This window comes from Buchnera aphidicola str. APS (Acyrthosiphon pisum), from assembly GCF_000009605.1.
In the GTDB taxonomy this organism is placed as follows: domain Bacteria; phylum Pseudomonadota; class Gammaproteobacteria; order Enterobacterales; family Enterobacteriaceae; genus Buchnera; species Buchnera aphidicola_I.
This window is the reverse complement of the sequence record NC_002528.1, coordinates 500,776-518,369: the sequence shown is the minus strand read 5'-3', so window position 1 is coordinate 518,369 and position 17,594 is coordinate 500,776. Positions and strand designations below refer to the sequence as shown.

Sequence of the window (17,594 nt, the reverse complement as noted above, 5' to 3'; positions counted from 1 at the left end):
TTTTATATATCTTAAGTATAATTATTTTAAAAAAATTATATGATTATGATCATAAATATTTTGATTAAATTCATAAAATATTATTTTTTTTTACACACTTAACATTACTAGTCTTTTTAAGTTTTTTATCTTTCCATTCATTTAATGTGTAAGTATTTAAAGTTAACGAATATATTTTTTTTTCTATCATTTTTGATAGCATTGAAAAAATTATTCGGTGTCTATTAATTAGCGTTTGATTAATAAAATCATCGCTAATAATAATTATTCTTAAATGTGTAAGACCTTTTTTAGAGTAATGATGAAATTGGCTATCGTCATAAATTTCAATAAATTTTATATTTATTTTAGATATTAAATATTTTTTTATTTTTTCTAGAGTCATTAATTGATATTATGTCCTTTTTATTAATAAAAAAAATAGATAAAATTTTTTTATGCTATTTTGATAGTATTATATTGTATTTTTTGATAAATAAATTTTTTAAAAAAATGTAATTTTTAATTTTAAATTTTAACAATTTTTAAAAAATAATTCAATTATTTCACAGATTATTACTTTTTATAAGATAATAATTTTCCTATAAAAATTTTTGATAATAACAGTATTATTAAAGATATTTGAATAAAAAATACATTATTTTTGAGGTTTTTGAATGATATTTTTAAACTATAATAATTTTATGAAAACATTATCATTGATATTAATATTTTTTTTTCTGAATGGATGCAACAATCCACTTCTTAATTCTCATGGAACAATTGCTACAGAGGAATATTCATTAATATTAATATCTTTTATAATGATGTTATTTATTATTATTCCTGTAATTTTCATGACTATATATTTTTCTCTTAAGTATCGTTCAACTAATGTTAATCAGATATACAAGCCTAATTGGTGTGATTCCAAAAAAATAGAAATTGTAGTTTGGACGATTCCTATTATAATAGTTTCTTTTTTAGCATTTTTATCTTGGAGTTATACTCATAAATTAGATCCTAAAAAATCTATAGTCTCTTTAAATAATCCTATAAAAATAGACGCAGTAGCGTTAGATTGGAAATGGTTATTTATTTATCCAGATTATAATATTGCTACAATTAATGAAATTATGTTTCCTGTGAATAGACCGATTGTTTTTCGAATTACTTCAAATTCTGTTATGAATGCTTTTTTTATTCCATCTTTAGGTAGTCAAATATATGCTATGCCTGGAATGACAACAAAATTAAATTTAATTGCTAATGATGTAGGTAAATATAAAGGAATATCATCTAATTACAGTGGACACGGTTTTTCTAATATGAAATTCACCGCAATATCTGTTTTAAAAAATTCAACTTTTTTAGATTGGGTAAAAAAAGTACAAGCATCATCTATAAAATTAAATACAATGAAAACTTTTGATATAATATCTATTCCAAATGAAAATTATTCTATTGAATATTTTTCAAGTGTTAAAAAAAATTTATTTAATAAAATTAAAAACCAATATTCTATAAAACATTTTATCTTAGATGAAAATCTTTCGCATGAAATTGTAAAGAAAAATTTTAATATGGAGAAATAGAATAATGTTTGGAAAATTGACGTTTGATGCCATACCCTATCATGAACCAATTATAATGATTACTTATATTGCGATTATTTTAATTGCATTATGCATAGCATCGACTATTACTTATTATAAAAAATGGAAATATTTATGGTATGAATGGTTTACTACGGTTGATCATAAAAAAATATCTATTATGTATGGAATACTTGCATTTGTTATGTTATTTCGTGGTTTTGTTGATGCTATATTAATGCGTACTCAACAAGTTGTTGCATCAGCAGGTTTTAAAGGTTTTTTACCGCCACATCACTATGATCAAATATTTACAGCTCATGGTGTAATAATGATTTTTTTTGTAGCTATGCCGCTGGTTATTGGTTTAATGAACTTAGTAATACCATTGCAAATTGGAGCCCGTGATGTTGCTTTCCCGTTTCTTAATAATCTAAGTTTTTGGTTAAATGTTAGCAGTGCGGTTTTACTTACTTTGTCTTTGGGAATAGGAGAATTTGCTCAAACAGGTTGGTTAGCTTATCCACCATTGTCTGGTATAAAATATAGTTCAGGTGTAGGGGTAGATTATTGGATTTGGAGTTTACAAATTTCAGGTGTTGGAACAACATTAACAGGAATTAATTTTCTAGTAACAATTTTAAAAATGAGAGCTCCGGGTATGTCTTTTTTTAAAATGCCGGTTTTTACTTGGACCTCTTTATGTACTAATATTCTTATAGTTATTTCGTTTCCAGTTTTAACTGTTACTCTTGTATTGCTGACTTTAGATCGTTATTTTAATTTTCATTTTTTTACTAATGATTTAGGCGGTAATGCAATGATGTATGTGAATTTAATATGGATTTGGGGTCATCCAGAAGTTTATATCTTAGTACTACCAGTTTTTGGTGTATTTTCAGAGGTAGTGGCTACTTTTTCTAAAAAACGATTATTTGGATATGTTTCTTTGGTATGGGCAACATTATCTATTACTATTTTATCTTTTATTGTATGGTTACATCATTTTTTTACCATGGGAGCAGGAGCTGATGTAAATACTTTTTTTGGAATTACTACTATGATTATAGCAATTCCTACTGGTGTAAAGATTTTTAACTGGTTATTTACAATATATCAAGGTCGGGTGCATATGCATTCTTCTATATTGTGGACTTTAGGTTTTTTAGTAACATTTTCTATTGGTGGAATGACTGGTGTGTTATTGTCTGTTCCTCCGGCTGATTTTGTTTTACATAATAGCTTGTTTTTAGTTGCACATTTTCACAATGTAATAATTGGCGGAGTTGTTTTTGGTTGTTTCGCTGGTATTAATTATTGGTTTCCTAAATTATTTGGATTTGTTCTAAATGAAATTTGGGGAAAACGTGCTTTTTGGTTTTGGATAATAGGATTTTTTCTTGCTTTCATACCCTTGTATTTTTTAGGTCTAATGGGTATGACTCGTCGTTTAAGTCAAAATATTGACTCCGAATTTCATATGTTGTTATGTATAGCTGCTATTGGCGCTTGTTTTATTGGTATCGGGATTATTTGTCAAGTTATTCAGTTTTTTATTTCAATAAAAGAACGCCGACACAATTTAGATTTAACTGGTGATCCTTGGGATGGTAGGACTTTAGAATGGTCGACCTCTTCACCTGCTCCACTATATAATTTTGCTATTATTCCTAAGGTTGAAGATAGAGACGATTTTTGGCGAAATAAAGAAGGACAACATTACAATAAATTAATTAATAGTATTAATTATCATGATATTCATATGCCTAAAAATACAGGTTTAGGATTTATGATAAGCATATTTTCATTGTTTTTTGGTTTTTCAGCGGTTTGGCATATTACTTGGTTGTGTATTTTATCTTTTCTTGCAATTATTATTAGTTTATTTATCAATAGTCTTAATGAAGATACTGAGTATACTATATCAGCAGAAGAGATAAAAAAAATTGAGCATCAATATTGGAAAAATATTCAAAAAGCAGGTTTAAAATGATAGAAAATAAATTTAATAATACTATATTAAATAGTAATTCTAGTACGCATGATAAAATATCAGAAACTAAAAAGTTATTTGGTTTATGGATATATTTAATGAGCGACTGTATTATGTTTGCGGTTCTTTTTGCCGTTTATGCTATCGTCTCTTCAAATATATCAATTAATTTAATTAGTAATAAAATTTTTAATTTATCTTCTATTTTATTAGAAACATTTTTATTATTATTAAGTTCTTTGTCATGTGGGTTTGTTGTTATCGCAATGAATCAGAAACGTATAAAAATGATTTATTCATTTTTAACAATAACTTTTATATTTGGCTTGATTTTTTTATTAATGGAAGTGCATGAATTTTATGAATTGATTATAGAAAACTTTGGTCCTGATAAAAATGCTTTTTTTTCTATTTTCTTTACTCTTGTTGCCACTCATGGTGTACATATTTTTTTCGGTTTAATTTTGATATTGTCAATTCTTTATCAAATAAAAAAACTAGGTTTGACTAATTCTATTCGAACTAGAATTTTGTGTTTTAGTGTTTTTTGGCATTTTTTAGACATTATATGGATTTGTGTTTTTACTTTTGTTTATTTAAATGGAGCTATTTAATGAGTAGTTTTTTAAACTTTAATATGAATAAAGAAATGAAGTCTTATTTATTAGGTTTTTTATTTTCTTCTCTATTAACTACACTGCCATTTCTATTGGCAATAGAAAAATTCTTTTGCAGCGAAGTTAATTACATTATTTTCTTGTTATGTGCTATTAGTCAAATTATTATTCATTTCGTATATTTTTTACATTTAAGTTTTGATCCAGAAGAAAGATGGAATCTGATTACTTTATTATTTGTGATCATCATTATTTTCATTGTAGTATTTGGTTCTATATGGATTATGTTTAATTTAAATCATAATACAATGTAAAAACTTAATTTAAGAAAATTTATTTATATGTTTAAAAATTATATAGAAATTACTAAACCTGGTATTATTATTGGAAATTCTACTTTAATTACAGGAGGTTTTTTATTTGCATCTAGACATGCTGCTTTCAATTATGTTTTATTTATATATACTATCTTGGGGGCGTCTTTAGTAATTGCTTCTGCTTGTGTTTTTAACAATTTAATCGATATTGATATAGATAAAAAAATGAAGCGTACAAGTAACAGAGTTCTATCAAAAAAATTGCTTCCTGTTTTTTCTGTATTCAATTTTGCTATTTTTTTAGGCGTTTTAGGTTTATCTATATTAGGTTGTTTAGTAAATTTTATATCAATGAGTTTAGCTGTTTTTGGTTTTTTTATTTATGTGGTTTTATATACCATGTTTTATAAAAGAAGATCATTTTATTCTACATTTATCGGAAGTTTTTCGGGTTCTACACCATCTGTTATTGGTTATACCGCAGTTTCTAATACCATTGATATATGTTCTATATTGTTATTTGTTATTGTGATATTTTGGCAAATGTCTCATTTTTATTCTATTTCTATTATGAGAATAAAGGACTATAGAGAAGCTAAAATTCCTGTTTTTTCTGTTGTGAAGGGTGTTGCTATAACAAAAAAACATATTTTTTTTTATGTTCTTAATTTTTCTTTTTTTAGTTCGTTATTTACTTTTTTGGGTTATTTAAGTTATAATTTTTTACTTCTCTCTTCTATTGTAAATTTTTATTGGTCGTTTTTATCTTATTCTAATATAAAAAAGAATAATGATAAGAAAAATGCTAGGAAACTATTTTATTTCTCAATTATTGTTATTGTTTTTTTTAATTTTTTGATATCAATCGATGTTTTTTTTTAAAATATTTTAATTTATTTTTTTTATAAGCATTTGACTGGTTTAGGTATTCCAGCAATTTTGCTGGCTTGTTTAGCAGGTCCTTTAGGAAAGAGTTTAAATAAATAAATACTATTCATTTTAGATTTTCCTATTTCTTTTTGGATGCTTTTAATTAACATTCTCATCGATGGTGTTATATTAAATTTAAAATAAAATTTACGTACAAAAATTATTACTTTCCAGTGATCAGAACTTAGAGTAATATTTTCTCTTTTTGCGATTTCTTCTGCTAATTTTATATTCCAATCTTTAGTTTTCTTTAAATATCCCTCTGAATCTTTTTCAAGATTTTCATATGTATATAATATTTTGTTATCAGTATTCATTTTTTTGATAAATATATTTTAATCTGGATATAAATTTTAAAAAAATATTAAATTGAGTATAAAGGATTATAAAATGAACTTTTTAGAATTACAAGTTACATTAAGTTTTTGCGTAATTTTTTTATTACGTATGTTAGGAATGTTTATGATTCTTCCTATTTTAAGTAAATATGGCATGCTTTTAGATGGTGGTAATAAATTTTTAATCGGGTTATCAATGGGTATTTATGGAATTTCTCAGGTAATTTTTCAAATTCCATTTGGAATATTATCTGATAAATTCAATCGAAAGAAAATAATTTTACTAGGTCTTTTTATGTTTTTTATAGGAAATATTATATCAGCTAGTATTCATTCCATTTGGGGTTTAATTATTGGTAGATTTTTTCAGGGTTCGGGAGCTATATCTGGTGTGTGTATGGCTTTTTTATCTGATTTGATCCGTGAAGAAAACCGTGTTAAATCTATTGCTGCTATAGGTGTTAGCTTTGCTATTTCCTTCTTAATTGCTGTAGTTTCTGGTCCTATAATTGTTCATTATTTTGGGTTTTTTTCTATTTTTTGGATATCTGCATTTTTATCTATTGTTTGTATGATAATTGTTTGTTTTTTTGTTCCTTTTTCAAAAAAAAATATATTAAAACAAAATAAAACTCTCCATTCATATAAAAAAGTATTAAACTTTGTTTTAAATAAAGTTTTTTTTAGATTTTATTTAGGAGTATTTTTTTTACATTTTTTATTGATGATTAAGTTCACGATGATTCCTAATCAGTTTGAAATATCTGGTTTTTCTTTAGACAATCATTGGAAAGTATATTTAGGTACTATATTAATTTCTTTTTTTGTTTTATTCTTATTTATATTTTATTGTAAATATAAATATATTTTAGAAAATATTATTGAAATTTGTATTTTATTTATTCTTTTTTCAGAAATTATTTTTTTATCAGCACAAAAAAATTTATTATTTTTAATAATTTCTTTACAGATTTTTTTTATATCTTTTAACTTTCTTGAAGTTTTTCTTTCTTCACATCTTAGCAGGCAATTATCAAATAATTATAGAGGTAGTATAATGAGCATTTATTCTACTAGTCAATTTTTAGGTATTTTTTTTGGAGGTGTTTTTAGCGGATGGTTATATAGTTTTTTAAACTTTTCACAGATATTTTATTTTGAATTATTTATAATTTTATTATGGTTGATTTTTAGTTTTTTTCTAAGAAATAGATTTTATTTATAGTATAATCAAATTTTTATATATAATAAATATTTATTTTTTTAGGTGCTAAATATGCATTTTTTTCATCTATATGAGAGATACAAACATCGTATTAATCAAAAATTATTTTATACATTAAATCAGTTGCCTTTTCAAAAATCAAGTCTTTTAAAAGCAATGAAATATAGTGTATTTTCAGGTAGTAAAAGATTGCGTTCATCTTTAATATATTCAACTGGAGATGTTTTTAAAGTTAATATTACTACATTAGATGTTATATCTACTGCCATCGAATTTATTCATTCATACTCTTTAATACATGATGACTTACCCTGTATGGATAATGATAATTTTAGAAGAGGAAAGATATCTTGTCATGTAAAATACGGTGAAAGTACTTCTTTACTTGCTGGTGATGCTTTGCAAAGTCTTGCGTTTAATATTCTATCAAACAGTTTTATGCCAAATGTATCTAATTTAAAACGTATAAAAATGATTTCTGAATTATCTTATTCCATTGGTTCATCTGGGATGTGCATGGGTCAAAATTTAGATTTAGAAGCAGAAAAAAAAGATGTAAATTTATCTGAATTAGAAATAATTAATTTATATAAAACTTCTTTTTTAATGCGTTCTGCTGTACGTTTAGTATATTTTTCTTCTAATAATTTTTCTAAATCTATATTATCAATATTAGATCTTTTTTCGATTTCTATTGGTTTGGCATTTCAAATTCAGGATGATATTTTAGATTTTAAAAAAGATAGTGTAAAAACAGACAATAAAAAAATTATTAAAAAACATACTTATCCATTAATAATAGGTTTAGATGAATCAAGAAAAAAAATAAAACAATTACATAAGAAATCATTTTTAGCATTAAATAGTTTAAAAAAAAAAATTTCAATACCAACATACTAGAAAAATTAATAAAATTTATCATCAAATGTATGAAATAAATTTAATAATGAGTATCTAATGAATTTTAATTTTAACAAATATCCAATTTTATCTTTTGCTAATTCAGTAGAAAATTTACGACTTTTAAGTGTCGAACAGTTGCCACAATTATGTTTTGAACTACGAGAATACTTGTTAGACGTAGTGAGTATTTCTAAAGGACACTTTGCTTCTGGATTAGGTGTAGTAGAAATTACTGTAGCTCTTCATTATGTGTATAATACCCCATTTGATAATTTATTATGGGATACAGGGCATCAGGCATATCCTCATAAAATATTGACTGGTAGAGGTGAAAAAATAAACAGTATTAGAAAAAAAAATGGATTACATTCTTTCCCTTGTCGAGAAGAAAGTGAATATGATTCTTTAAGTGTCGGTCATTCTTCTACTTCAATCAGCGCAGGTTTAGGAATGTCTATTGCAGCTGAAAAAGAAGGTAGAAATAGAAAAACTATATGTATTATTGGTGATGGTGCAATGACTGCTGGTATGGCATTTGAAGCTATAAACCATGCTGGTGAAATACAATCTAATTTATTAGTTATATTGAATGATAATCAAATGTCTATTTCAAGAAACGTCGGAGCTTTAAACAAGCATTTAAAAATTTTAAGAAGTGTTCAAAATACTCAAAAAAACCGAAAAAAAATACGTTTATTGAATAAGAAGCTATTTTTTAAAGATAAACGAATTCAAAATCATTCTATATCTTTTAATTCAATTTTTTCTAATTTAGGATGTAAGTATTTAGGACCATTTGATGGGCATAATATTTTTTCTATTATTAATACATTAAAAAAAATCAAGAATAAAAAAGGTACGTATTTATTGCATCTTGTAACTAAAAAAGGAAAAGGTTATCTTCCTGCTGAGCTAAATCCTATCAAATGGCATACAATATCTTCACGTGATTCATCAGTTTCAAAATCTCTTAGTTATTCAGATGTTTTTGGTACCTGGCTTTGTGAAATAGCTGCATTTGATAAAAAATTAATAGCTATCACACCTGCAATGTGTGAAGGGTCTGGAATGGTGAAATTTTCTCGTCTCTTTCCAAATCAATATTTTGATGTTGCTATTGCTGAACAACATGCAGTTACTTTTGCAGCAGGTCTTGCAATTAGTGGCTATAAACCAGTTGTTTCAATTTATTCTACTTTTTTTCAAAGAGCTTATGATCAACTTATACATGACATAGCTTTACAAAAACTATCTGTTTTGTTTGCTGTCGATAGAGCTGGGATTGTTGGGAATGATGGTCAAACTCATCAGGGAGTTTTTGATCTAGCTTATCTAAGGTGTATTCCAGGTATAGTTATTATGACACCTAGCAATGAAAACGAATGTCGTCAAATGCTTTATACTGGCTATATGCATAATAAGGGTCCTAGTGTAGTAAGATATCCTAAAGGATACGGTGTAGGAGAATTATTAATGCCTATGAATAGAATTCCAATAGGAAAATCTCTTATAAAAAGAAGAGGTAAAAAAATAGCTATTTTAAATTTTGGTATTTTGTTGCACAATGCTTATTGTGCAGCAGAAAAGTTAGATGCAACATTAGTTGATATGCGTTTTGTTAAGCCTTTAGATAAAAGTATGATTTTGAAATTATCTTCTCAAAATAAATTCTTTATCACTCTTGAAGAAGGTGTTATTTCTGGTGGAGCAGGCAGTGCTGTTAACGAATTCATTATGGTAAATAAGATTTTTCTGCCAGTTTTAAATATTGGACTACCGGATACATTTATCCCTCAAGGCACGCAAGAAGAAATTAGACATGTCTATAAATTAGATTCTGAAGGTATCTATAAACAAATATTTTATTGGCTAAGACAATAATATAAAAAATATTAATAGTATAGTATAGAATAGATATGATTTTTTATCATATGATTATGCGATAACAACTTTTTTGTTATATCCCATTTTAAATACTGCTTTATCTAAAACACCATTGATAAATTTATGACTATCTTCAGAACCAAATAATTTAGCTAGTTCAATACCTTCATTAATTGAAACTTTATAAGGTATATCATTTCTTTTATGTAATTCATAAAATGAAATTCTAAGAATTGCCCTTTCAATATGTCCTAATTCTTTTAATGATCTAAATAAATAAGGTTTCATTAAATTATCTATATTTTTACAGTCGTATGTAATTCCAATAATTAATTCATAAAAGTATACAATATCAATATTTTTTTTATTTTTTTCTTTTAAAAAATAGATGGCACTTTCTTTAATATTGTTATGAGATATTTCCCAAGAATACAATACTTGTAATGCACATGCGCGTGCTTTTCTTCGAAAAGATGGTTTCATAAATAAAATTTCTCTTATATATTTAATATATTAGTATTATATTTTTTTGGGAGATAAGATTAATCTTATATCGGGACCTATTTGACAAATATTTTTAAACTTGAATTGAAGAGAGTTCGATATTTTTAATTTTTCATAAATCATACATAATGGTTTTGCTTCATGTCCAAGTATTTTAGGAGCCATATATATAATTAATTCATCAATTAAATATGAATTTAATAAGAATCCCGATAAAGTACTGCCAGCTTCTATCCAAACATTGTTAATTTCTGACTGTCCTAAGAATTTTAAAAGAGAAAATATATTAATTTTTTTATTATGATCTTTTTCTATAATTTGAGTTGTATTTTTAGGCCATATTTTTCTATCAGATTTTAATCTAATTAACCAAATTTTCCCTTTTGTTTTAATAATATTATGTGACGGTTGAACACGATTTTTGCTATCTATAATTACTCTTATTGGATGTTGAAATATTTTATTAGGGAAAATAGATAGTGTTTTTTTATCAAGCTCTTTATATCGTACGTTTAATAAAGGATTATCACTTAAAATAGTAGAACTGCTACTTAGAATTACTGAACTTTTTGCTCGAAATTTTTGAACATCTTGACGCGCCTGTTTTGAAGTAATCCATTTACTATCGCCGTTTCTCATTGCAATTCTTCCATCGATTGATATAGCTATTTTAAGCTGTATTCATGGAAATCCAGTTTTCATTCTTTTAAAAAACCCTTTATTATATTGTTTTGATTCTTTTGATAGCAAACCTGTTTTTACACAAATACCGTGTTTTTTTAAATATAGTATTCCATTACCAGAAATTTTAGGATTAGGATCTATATTAGAAATGACAACACGATTAATTCCAGATTTAATGAGTGCATTACAGCATGGAGGGGTTTTACCAAAATGATTACATGGTTCTAATGTTACATAAGCTGTTCCTCCTTGTGCTTTTTCTCCAGCCATAATTAATGCATTAATTTCTGCATGATTTTTTCCTGCTTGTTCATGCCATCCTTCACCAACAATTATGTTATTTTTGACAATAACACATCCTACATTAGGATTTGGTGCTGTAGTAAATTCACCTAATTTACTAAGTTCTATTGCTCTTTTCATGTAAAATATATCGTTCATATTTAACCAACATATTTTTTAAATTTTTTATAAACTTTTAATCAAAGTGATTAAAACCTTTTTTTTTAAAGATAATTTTCTTTTGGTTATCAAATAAATTAAAACCTTGTTCAATAGGTGTAATGTATCCAATACATGTGAAATTTACTAAGAATTTTTTTTTGATTATTTTTAGTTTATCTATATTTTTTTTTGAGATAGTAAAACATAACTCATAATCTTCTCCTACATTTAATGCCCAATTCAGATAATTTTGACTTTGAAAGTTGTCAATTAAAACTTTTGAAATAGGAATTTTATTTAAATTAATATTTGCTCCGCATTGACTATCATTTAATATGTGATCTAAATCGGCAATTAATCCGTCTGATAAATCAATAGCTGCATTTGCAATTTTTCTAAGAGCCATACCTTCAGAAACTCTGGGTATAGGATTTAAATGTTTTTTAATCAAATAATTTCGTATATTTACGTTTTTTATAAAAATATTTTTTTTAAGTAAAAATAAACCGGCTGCACTTTCCCCAAGAGTTCCAGTTACATAAATCAAATCTCCTATATTAGCATTACTTCTTAGCAATGCAATCTGTTTTTTTAGTAACCCATACATACTTAAAGTGATGCTTAATGATCCGCGGTTTGTATCGCCACCAATTAATCGTACATTATACTTGTTTAATATTTTAAAAAAACTGCTACTAAATTTTTTTAGCCATATATTATTAGATTCAGGCATTGTAATAGATAATGTTGTCCACTTGGGTTCAGCACCCATAGCAGCAAGATCACTGAGATTAACTGCTACTGTTTTATATCCTAAATCTTCAGGAGATATATTTTTTAAAAAATGAGTTCCTTCAACTAGTGTATCAGTACTAATTGCAAGAATATTATTTTTTGGTATTTTTATTAAAGCACTATCATCTCCAATACCTTTAATTTCATTAACATCTTTTTTTTGATTACGTTTAAAGTATTTTGATATAATTTCAAATTCAGTATATTTCATTATAAATAGTTGAATATTAAAATAGATGTTTAATAATATATTACTTTTTTTAATTTTTTCATAACATTAATCATTTCTAATGCGGCTAAAGCGGCATCAGATCCTTTGTTTCCCATTTTTGTTCCAGATCTTTCAATTGACTGCTCAATGTTTTTAGTTGTTAGTATCCCTAGTGTAATAGGTAAAAAATATTGAGCGCTAATTCTAGAAAGACTACTACTAGTATCATTAGCGATATATTTAAAATGATCAGTTTGTCCTTTTATAATTGTTCCTATAGCGATGATCGCATCATATTTTCCAGATTTTGCGATATAACTTGCAATAGTTGGTATTTCATATGTTCCAGGAACATATATTTTTAAGATGTTCTCTTCGTGTACCTGACCTATTCTTTTCAAGGTATCTAGTGCTCCTAGTAATAAATTTTTATTAATAAATTCATTAAATCGAGCAATTATTATAGCAATAGATGAGTTTTCAGCTGTAATTCCTGATTGGATTATATTCATTTTTTATATTTTCTTATTATTTAAATTGATATAATTAATTATTTTTTATTCAGTATCCAAGCATATCCATAATGATTATAATAACCTGATAGTATAGATGCTTTTGTACCAATTCCTTCATAAATATCAAAATGATGGCCTTTAATTGCACCTCCTACATCTAAAGCAATTACTAAACGCATTTCATATTTATTTAAAAACACACCATTTTGATCAAGTATTGGTATTTTTAATAAAATTACACTTCCTTTTTTGATTATAGAATTATCAGCTGCTACTGATGTTTGCGCTATTAATGGTACAGCACTTGCTCCATATACCTGTTTTTTTTTTGTTTCTTTAAAGAACACAAAGGATTCATTTTTTTCAAATAAATCTTGTATTTCTTTGTTTGTGTGTTTTGTAAACCATTTATTAATAGCCTGCATAGACATATTTTTTTTTTCTATATCACCTCGATTTATAAGGATTTGTCCAATTGATTTATAGGGCCAACCATTTTTTCCTGCGTAGCTAAAAAATATTAATTTTTTCTTATTTCCATAATCTATAAATGCACTACCTTGAATTTCCATAATAAAGTTATCTATTAAAGAATTACTATAAGCTAAAATATATTTTTTATCTAAAACTCCATTATATATATCTTTTCTTTTTGGTAAAGGTTCATTTTTTTTTAGATGATAAGGCATAGAATATATCGGATATTTAAAGTTATTTTTTTTAATTTTTCTAGCTTGTACTATTGGGGTATAATATCCAGTTATTTTAACATTACCATAGTTATCTATCCCTTTCATTTGAAATAAATTGATTCCAAATTCATTAAGTTCATTAATATTAGAGTTTTTTTTCAACCATTTTAAAATTGTTTTATAAGTAGACTCATTTTTTAAATATAAAGATGGAGAAAATTTTTTTATTTTTTCCACTTGAATATAAAATGATTCTGCATTAATTATTTTTTTTTTAATATTTATTTGCTTTATTTTTGTCAAATTTTGAATGAGTTTTTTTTCATACTGTTGTCCTTGATTGATATTTATATATGCATATGATTTTTCAAATAAAAAAAATAAACTAAAAAATATTATTGTTTTAATGATTTTTTTTTGCATTTTTATATATTCAAACTTATTGATTAATAAAATATTTTTAATTAACAATTTTTTTATAAAAATTATTGCAATTTTTTTATAAAAGTGTAATATGTATATTAATACAGGCGCGGGGTGGAGCAGTCTGGTAGCTCGTCGGGCTCATAACCCGAAGGTCGTTGGTTCAAATCCAGCCCCCGCAACCAATATATTAAAATTATAATTATTAAAATTATAATTATTCTAAAAAAATTAATTCAACCCTGTCTTTTTTCAAATTATTCAAAAAAACCTTTCAGAATTTTAATATTATCTTGTCCGAGATGATAAAAATTAAATTAACAAAAAAATAATATATATATTGCATTAAAAATGCAAGAGGATTGATATGAAAGAACGTAATACTGAATTAGTTCAGGGTTTTCGTCACAGCGTTCCTTACATTAATGCTCATCGAGGTAAAACGTTTGTAATAATGTTAGGTGGTGAAGCGATCAAATATGGAAATTTTTATAGTATCATTAATGATATAGGATTATTACATAGTTTAGGCATTCGTTTGGTAGTTGTATACGGCGCTTGTCCTCAAATTAATACTAGTTTAAAAGAAAAAAATATCAAAATAATTTATCATAAATCTATACGTATTACTGATTTAGCATCTTTGGAGCAAGTGAAACAGGCTGCAGGAAAATTGCAACTTGACATTACCGCACGTTTGTCGATGAGTTTAACTAACACCCCTCTTCAAGGAGCAAATATTAGCGTGGTTAGTGGTAATTTTATTATTTCACAACCATTAGGAGTTGATGATGGCGTAGACTACTGTCATAGTGGCAGAGTTAGGAGGATTGATAAAAATGCAATTAATTGTCAATTAAATAATGGAGCAATAGTTTTAATTGGTCCAGTAGCTGTTTCTGTAACAGGAGAAAGTTTTAATTTAACTTCCGAAGAAATAGCTACTCAAGTTAGCATTGAACTAAAAGCAGAAAAAATGATAGGTTTTTGTGGTAATCAAGGAGTGATTAATGACGAAGGTAAAATTATTTCTGAATTACTGTCTAATGATATAAAAAATATAATTAAAAAATTGGAAAAAAAAGGTGATTATATTTCCTCTACTGTTCGTTTTTTAAAAGGATCAATAAAAGCCTGCAAGAGTGGAGTTAATCGTAGTCATTTAATTAGCTATCATAAAAGCGGAGCTCTTTTACAAGAATTATTTTCTCGTGATGGTATTGGTACTCAAATGGTTATGGAATCAGCAGAAAAAATAAGAGGAGCTAGTATTAATGATATTGGAGGAATATTAGAATTAATTCGTCCATTAGAACATAAAGGAATTTTAGTTCGTAGATCACGAGAGCAATTAGAAATAGAAGTAGATAAATTTACTATTATTGAACATGATAATTTAACTATTGCTTGTGCAGCGTTATATCCTTTTTTTAAGGAAAAAATAGGAGAAATGGCCTGTCTAGCTGTTCATCCCGATTATCGCAATTCTTCTCGTGGGGACGCATTGTTAAAAAAAATTAAAATGAACGCTAAAGACATGCACTTGAAAAGAATTTTTGTATTAACAACCCAGAGTATTCATTGGTTTCAAGAAAGAGGTTTTATTTTAGTGGACATTGAAGTTTTACCGGAAAGTAAAAAGAAGATGTATAACTATCAGCGTGGTTCAAAAATTTTAATGATTGATGTAATTTAAATATTTTCAGGAATTATTAAAAAAATAAATTACTAAAATTAAAATAATATTTTATTCGTATTTTTAAAAATAGTATTTAAAAAAATTTTTTTATCTGAAAAAATACTTAATATTTTTCGAGATCTTGTTATACCAGTATACAAAGTGTCTTTATTTAAAATATGAGAGTTGAAATTAGGTAGTATTAAAGCTGTATTCATAAATTCTGAACCTTGTGATTTATGAACAGTAATAGCCCAGGCAGTTTTATAATTTCTTAATATCTTTACAGGAATATTATTAATTGTATTGTTTTCTTTTAAAAAAGATACTTGTAAAATGCCATTTTTATTGATGTTAGTAATACCTATATTTCCATTTGATACATTTAGAGCACGATTATTATTAATAATCATAATAGGTTTCCCTATATACCATTCTTCTCCATCAATATAAAAATATTTTATAATATTTTTTTTATACATATTTTCTTCTAACTTTTTATTTATAATATTCACACCAAATAAACCATCATGCAATATGCACAAAACTTGATAATTTTGAAAAGATTCTATTATTTCTTTCATTGTCGCTTTTTTATATATTTTTTCCCAAAAATCTTCATAGTTTAAACATATATTTTTGATCATTTTTTTATATTGTTCAGAAGAGTTAGTTTCATAAAAAAAAATGTTTTTTATCGAATTATCAAATAGACTTTCAATGATCCTAGTTTTTTTCTTAAAAATAGCATTAGACAACGTATAAATACCTGAATTTTTATTAAATCTGTAGTTTTTATTTAAAACACATATATTATCACTAATAAAGTTTGTTGTTTTTTTATTTATTTTTTTACACAATTTATATTGTGTAAGTTTTTCAATACTAATCATAGATTTAAAGCTATATCCATCATTTGCGTAATAACAAATTTTTCTTAGAATAGAACCTGATTCTATTGGACCTAATTGATTATGATCTCCTATAAAAATTAACTTGGTATTTTTTGAAATTGAAGATAATATTTTTTCCATCATTAAAATGTCTACCATTGAGATTTCATCGATAATCAAAACATCTAAATCTAAACAGTTACTTTTATTAAAAAAACTTTTTTGTGATATTTTTTGAATACCCAATAGTTGATGTATAGTTGTAGCTGTAGATGGTAGAGAACACTTTTCTTTTTCAGAAAAATACAGATCAAAGATATTGTTTTTTAGAATTTCATTTAAATGTGTTGTCGCTTTTCCTGTCGGTGCAGATAACTGAATTTTTATTGATTTTTTTGAACTTTTTATTAATGCAATTATTATTTTCAATATAGTAGTAGTTTTTCCAGTTCCGGGCCCACCAATAATAAATGTTATATTATTTATTAAAGTTAATGCTACCGCTATTTTCTGAAAACTCATATTTTTTTGAGGAAACAAATTTTCCAATATTTTTGAGCATTTTTTTTGATTAATTTTATTTTTTTTATTTTTTGTATATAAATAGTTAAAAATATTACTTTCAGATTTCCACATTTTATAGAGATATATTTTTTTTTTATGTAAAACTAAAGGTGTAGAAGTACCACCATTACCAATAGATGCATGTTTTAATAACTCAACGGGCCAATTTATTTTTTTTTCTAAAAGAGTCAATATTTTTTTTATAAATACTTCATTTGAACTAGAAAAAAAATAATGTTTTTCAAAATATTTAATTGGCAGAGAAATATAACCTCTACTGCTTTCATAACTTACACAAGCAGCAACTAACATAACAATATTATTTTTTTGTGCGATAAATTGAGAAAAATAAAAATCAATTGGACGTATAATTTTCAATTTTACAGCTTTTTTTAATAAAATAAGCATAT

General features: G+C 25.3%; 16 protein-coding genes, 1 tRNA gene and 1 pseudogene. 10 read left to right on the top strand and 8 right to left on the bottom strand.

What is annotated here, in order from left to right:
* Nucleotides 1-70 precede the first annotated feature (70 nt).
* Nucleotides 71-385 (bottom strand): BolA family protein, encoded by a 315-nt coding sequence (locus tag BU_RS02465; protein WP_009874425.1) that lies wholly within the window; start codon nt 383-385, stop codon nt 71-73.
* 298 nt (nt 386-683) lie between these two features.
* Between BU_RS02465 and cyoA the strand changes: the two genes are divergently transcribed.
* The 5 genes from cyoA to cyoE are packed head-to-tail and all read left to right on the top strand — an operon-like array spanning nt 684 to nt 5,383.
* Nucleotides 684-1,574, top strand: coding sequence for a ubiquinol oxidase subunit II (cyoA, locus tag BU_RS02460; protein ID WP_010896133.1), 891 nt, complete (start codon nt 684-686; stop codon nt 1,572-1,574).
* Between the two features lie 4 nt (nt 1,575-1,578).
* Nucleotides 1,579-3,567 carry a cytochrome o ubiquinol oxidase subunit I gene (gene cyoB, locus BU_RS02455; RefSeq protein ID WP_010896132.1) on the top strand — a complete coding sequence of 663 codons (1,989 nt, stop codon included), beginning with the start codon at nt 1,579-1,581 and terminating at the stop codon, nt 3,565-3,567.
* Nucleotides 3,564-4,181, top strand: a complete 618-nt coding sequence (gene cyoC, locus BU_RS02450; RefSeq protein WP_009874422.1) for a cytochrome o ubiquinol oxidase subunit III — start codon at nt 3,564-3,566, stop codon at nt 4,179-4,181. Before cyoB ends, cyoC begins: the two co-directional genes overlap by 4 nt.
* Nucleotides 4,181-4,498 carry a cytochrome o ubiquinol oxidase subunit IV gene (gene cyoD / locus BU_RS02445; protein WP_009874421.1) on the top strand — a complete coding sequence of 106 codons (318 nt, stop codon included), beginning with the start codon at nt 4,181-4,183 and terminating at the stop codon, nt 4,496-4,498. Before cyoC ends, cyoD begins: the two co-directional genes overlap by 1 nt.
* Before the next feature lie 27 nt (nt 4,499-4,525).
* Nucleotides 4,526-5,383 carry a heme o synthase gene (gene cyoE, locus BU_RS02440; RefSeq protein ID WP_009874420.1) on the top strand — a complete coding sequence of 286 codons (858 nt, stop codon included), beginning with the start codon at nt 4,526-4,528 and terminating at the stop codon, nt 5,381-5,383.
* A 20-nt stretch (nt 5,384-5,403) separates the two neighbouring features.
* On the opposite strand, the gene BU_RS02435 is transcribed toward cyoE, so the two are convergent.
* Nucleotides 5,404-5,748, bottom strand: a complete 345-nt coding sequence (locus BU_RS02435; RefSeq protein WP_009874419.1) for a TusE/DsrC/DsvC family sulfur relay protein — start codon at nt 5,746-5,748, stop codon at nt 5,404-5,406.
* A gap of 73 nt (nt 5,749-5,821) precedes the next feature.
* Here BU_RS02435 and BU_RS02430 point away from each other — a divergent pair, with 73 nt between their 5' ends.
* From BU_RS02430 to dxs, 3 genes are read left to right on the top strand one after another with little or no spacing between them, the layout of a single operon-like run.
* A complete protein-coding gene (locus BU_RS02430) occupies nt 5,822-6,994 on the top strand; it encodes an MFS transporter (protein WP_010896131.1) in 1,173 nt (390 codons plus the stop codon).
* A gap of 51 nt (nt 6,995-7,045) precedes the next feature.
* Nucleotides 7,046-7,894: a polyprenyl synthetase family protein gene (locus tag BU_RS02425; protein WP_009874417.1), complete on the top strand. Its 849-nt coding sequence runs from the start codon at nt 7,046-7,048 to the stop codon at nt 7,892-7,894.
* Nucleotides 7,895-7,951: 57 nt separating this feature from the next.
* Complete coding sequence (gene dxs, locus BU_RS02420; protein WP_010896130.1) at nt 7,952-9,778, top strand: 1-deoxy-D-xylulose-5-phosphate synthase; 1,827 nt, start codon at nt 7,952-7,954, stop codon at nt 9,776-9,778.
* Between the two features lie 54 nt (nt 9,779-9,832).
* Here dxs and nusB read toward each other — a convergent pair whose 3' ends face one another.
* The 5 genes and pseudogenes from nusB to mltA form a co-directional block, all read right to left on the bottom strand.
* A complete protein-coding gene (gene nusB / locus BU_RS02415; RefSeq protein WP_010896129.1) occupies nt 9,833-10,264 on the bottom strand; it encodes a transcription antitermination factor NusB in 432 nt (143 codons plus the stop codon).
* Nucleotides 10,265-10,300: 36 nt separating this feature from the next.
* A pseudogene (gene ribD / locus BU_RS03210) lies at nt 10,301-11,392 on the bottom strand (bifunctional diaminohydroxyphosphoribosylaminopyrimidine deaminase/5-amino-6-(5-phosphoribosylamino)uracil reductase RibD).
* Nucleotides 11,393-11,447: 55 nt separating this feature from the next.
* Nucleotides 11,448-12,419 carry a thiamine-phosphate kinase gene (gene thiL / locus BU_RS02400; RefSeq protein WP_009874412.1) on the bottom strand — a complete coding sequence of 324 codons (972 nt, stop codon included), beginning with the start codon at nt 12,417-12,419 and terminating at the stop codon, nt 11,448-11,450.
* A 29-nt stretch (nt 12,420-12,448) separates the two neighbouring features.
* Complete coding sequence (gene ribE / locus BU_RS02395) at nt 12,449-12,931, bottom strand: 6,7-dimethyl-8-ribityllumazine synthase (RefSeq protein WP_010896128.1); 483 nt, start codon at nt 12,929-12,931, stop codon at nt 12,449-12,451.
* 38 nt (nt 12,932-12,969) lie between these two features.
* Nucleotides 12,970-14,049: a murein transglycosylase A gene (mltA, locus tag BU_RS02390; RefSeq protein ID WP_009874410.1), complete on the bottom strand. Its 1,080-nt coding sequence runs from the start codon at nt 14,047-14,049 to the stop codon at nt 12,970-12,972.
* Between the two features lie 108 nt (nt 14,050-14,157).
* Here mltA and BU_RS02385 point away from each other — a divergent pair.
* Nucleotides 14,158-14,234: transfer RNA gene (locus BU_RS02385), tRNA-Met, on the top strand.
* Nucleotides 14,235-14,416: 182 nt separating this feature from the next.
* The gene (argA, locus tag BU_RS02380) at nt 14,417-15,745 is read left to right on the top strand and encodes an amino-acid N-acetyltransferase (protein ID WP_009874409.1); all 1,329 of its coding nucleotides are present in this window, start codon (nt 14,417-14,419) and stop codon (nt 15,743-15,745) included.
* Nucleotides 15,746-15,783: 38 nt separating this feature from the next.
* Here argA and recD read toward each other — a convergent pair whose 3' ends face one another.
* Complete coding sequence (gene recD / locus BU_RS02375; RefSeq protein ID WP_010896127.1) at nt 15,784-17,592, bottom strand: exodeoxyribonuclease V subunit alpha; 1,809 nt, start codon at nt 17,590-17,592, stop codon at nt 15,784-15,786.
* Between the last annotated feature and the right edge of the window lie 2 nt (nt 17,593-17,594).

Coding starts and splice junctions, on each gene's coding strand:
- recD (WP_010896127.1), bottom strand. CDS start 17,592: ATGCTTATTTTATTAAAAAAAGCTGTAAAATTGAAAATTATACGTCCA.
- mltA (WP_009874410.1), bottom strand. CDS start 14,049: ATGCAAAAAAAAATCATTAAAACAATAATATTTTTTAGTTTATTTTTT.
- thiL (WP_009874412.1), bottom strand. CDS start 12,419: ATGAAATATACTGAATTTGAAATTATATCAAAATACTTTAAACGTAAT.
- cyoC (WP_009874422.1), top strand. CDS start 3,564: ATGATAGAAAATAAATTTAATAATACTATATTAAATAGTAATTCTAGT.
- nusB (WP_010896129.1), bottom strand. CDS start 10,264: ATGAAACCATCTTTTCGAAGAAAAGCACGCGCATGTGCATTACAAGTA.
- BU_RS02465 (WP_009874425.1), bottom strand. CDS start 385: ATGACTCTAGAAAAAATAAAAAAATATTTAATATCTAAAATAAATATA.
- dxs (WP_010896130.1), top strand. CDS start 7,952: ATGAATTTTAATTTTAACAAATATCCAATTTTATCTTTTGCTAATTCA.
- BU_RS02430 (WP_010896131.1), top strand. CDS start 5,822: ATGAACTTTTTAGAATTACAAGTTACATTAAGTTTTTGCGTAATTTTT.
- cyoE (WP_009874420.1), top strand. CDS start 4,526: ATGTTTAAAAATTATATAGAAATTACTAAACCTGGTATTATTATTGGA.
- cyoD (WP_009874421.1), top strand. CDS start 4,181: ATGAGTAGTTTTTTAAACTTTAATATGAATAAAGAAATGAAGTCTTAT.
- cyoA (WP_010896133.1), top strand. CDS start 684: ATGAAAACATTATCATTGATATTAATATTTTTTTTTCTGAATGGATGC.
- cyoB (WP_010896132.1), top strand. CDS start 1,579: ATGTTTGGAAAATTGACGTTTGATGCCATACCCTATCATGAACCAATT.
- ribE (WP_010896128.1), bottom strand. CDS start 12,931: ATGAATATAATCCAATCAGGAATTACAGCTGAAAACTCATCTATTGCT.
- BU_RS02435 (WP_009874419.1), bottom strand. CDS start 5,748: ATGAATACTGATAACAAAATATTATATACATATGAAAATCTTGAAAAA.
- BU_RS02425 (WP_009874417.1), top strand. CDS start 7,046: ATGCATTTTTTTCATCTATATGAGAGATACAAACATCGTATTAATCAA.
- argA (WP_009874409.1), top strand. CDS start 14,417: ATGAAAGAACGTAATACTGAATTAGTTCAGGGTTTTCGTCACAGCGTT.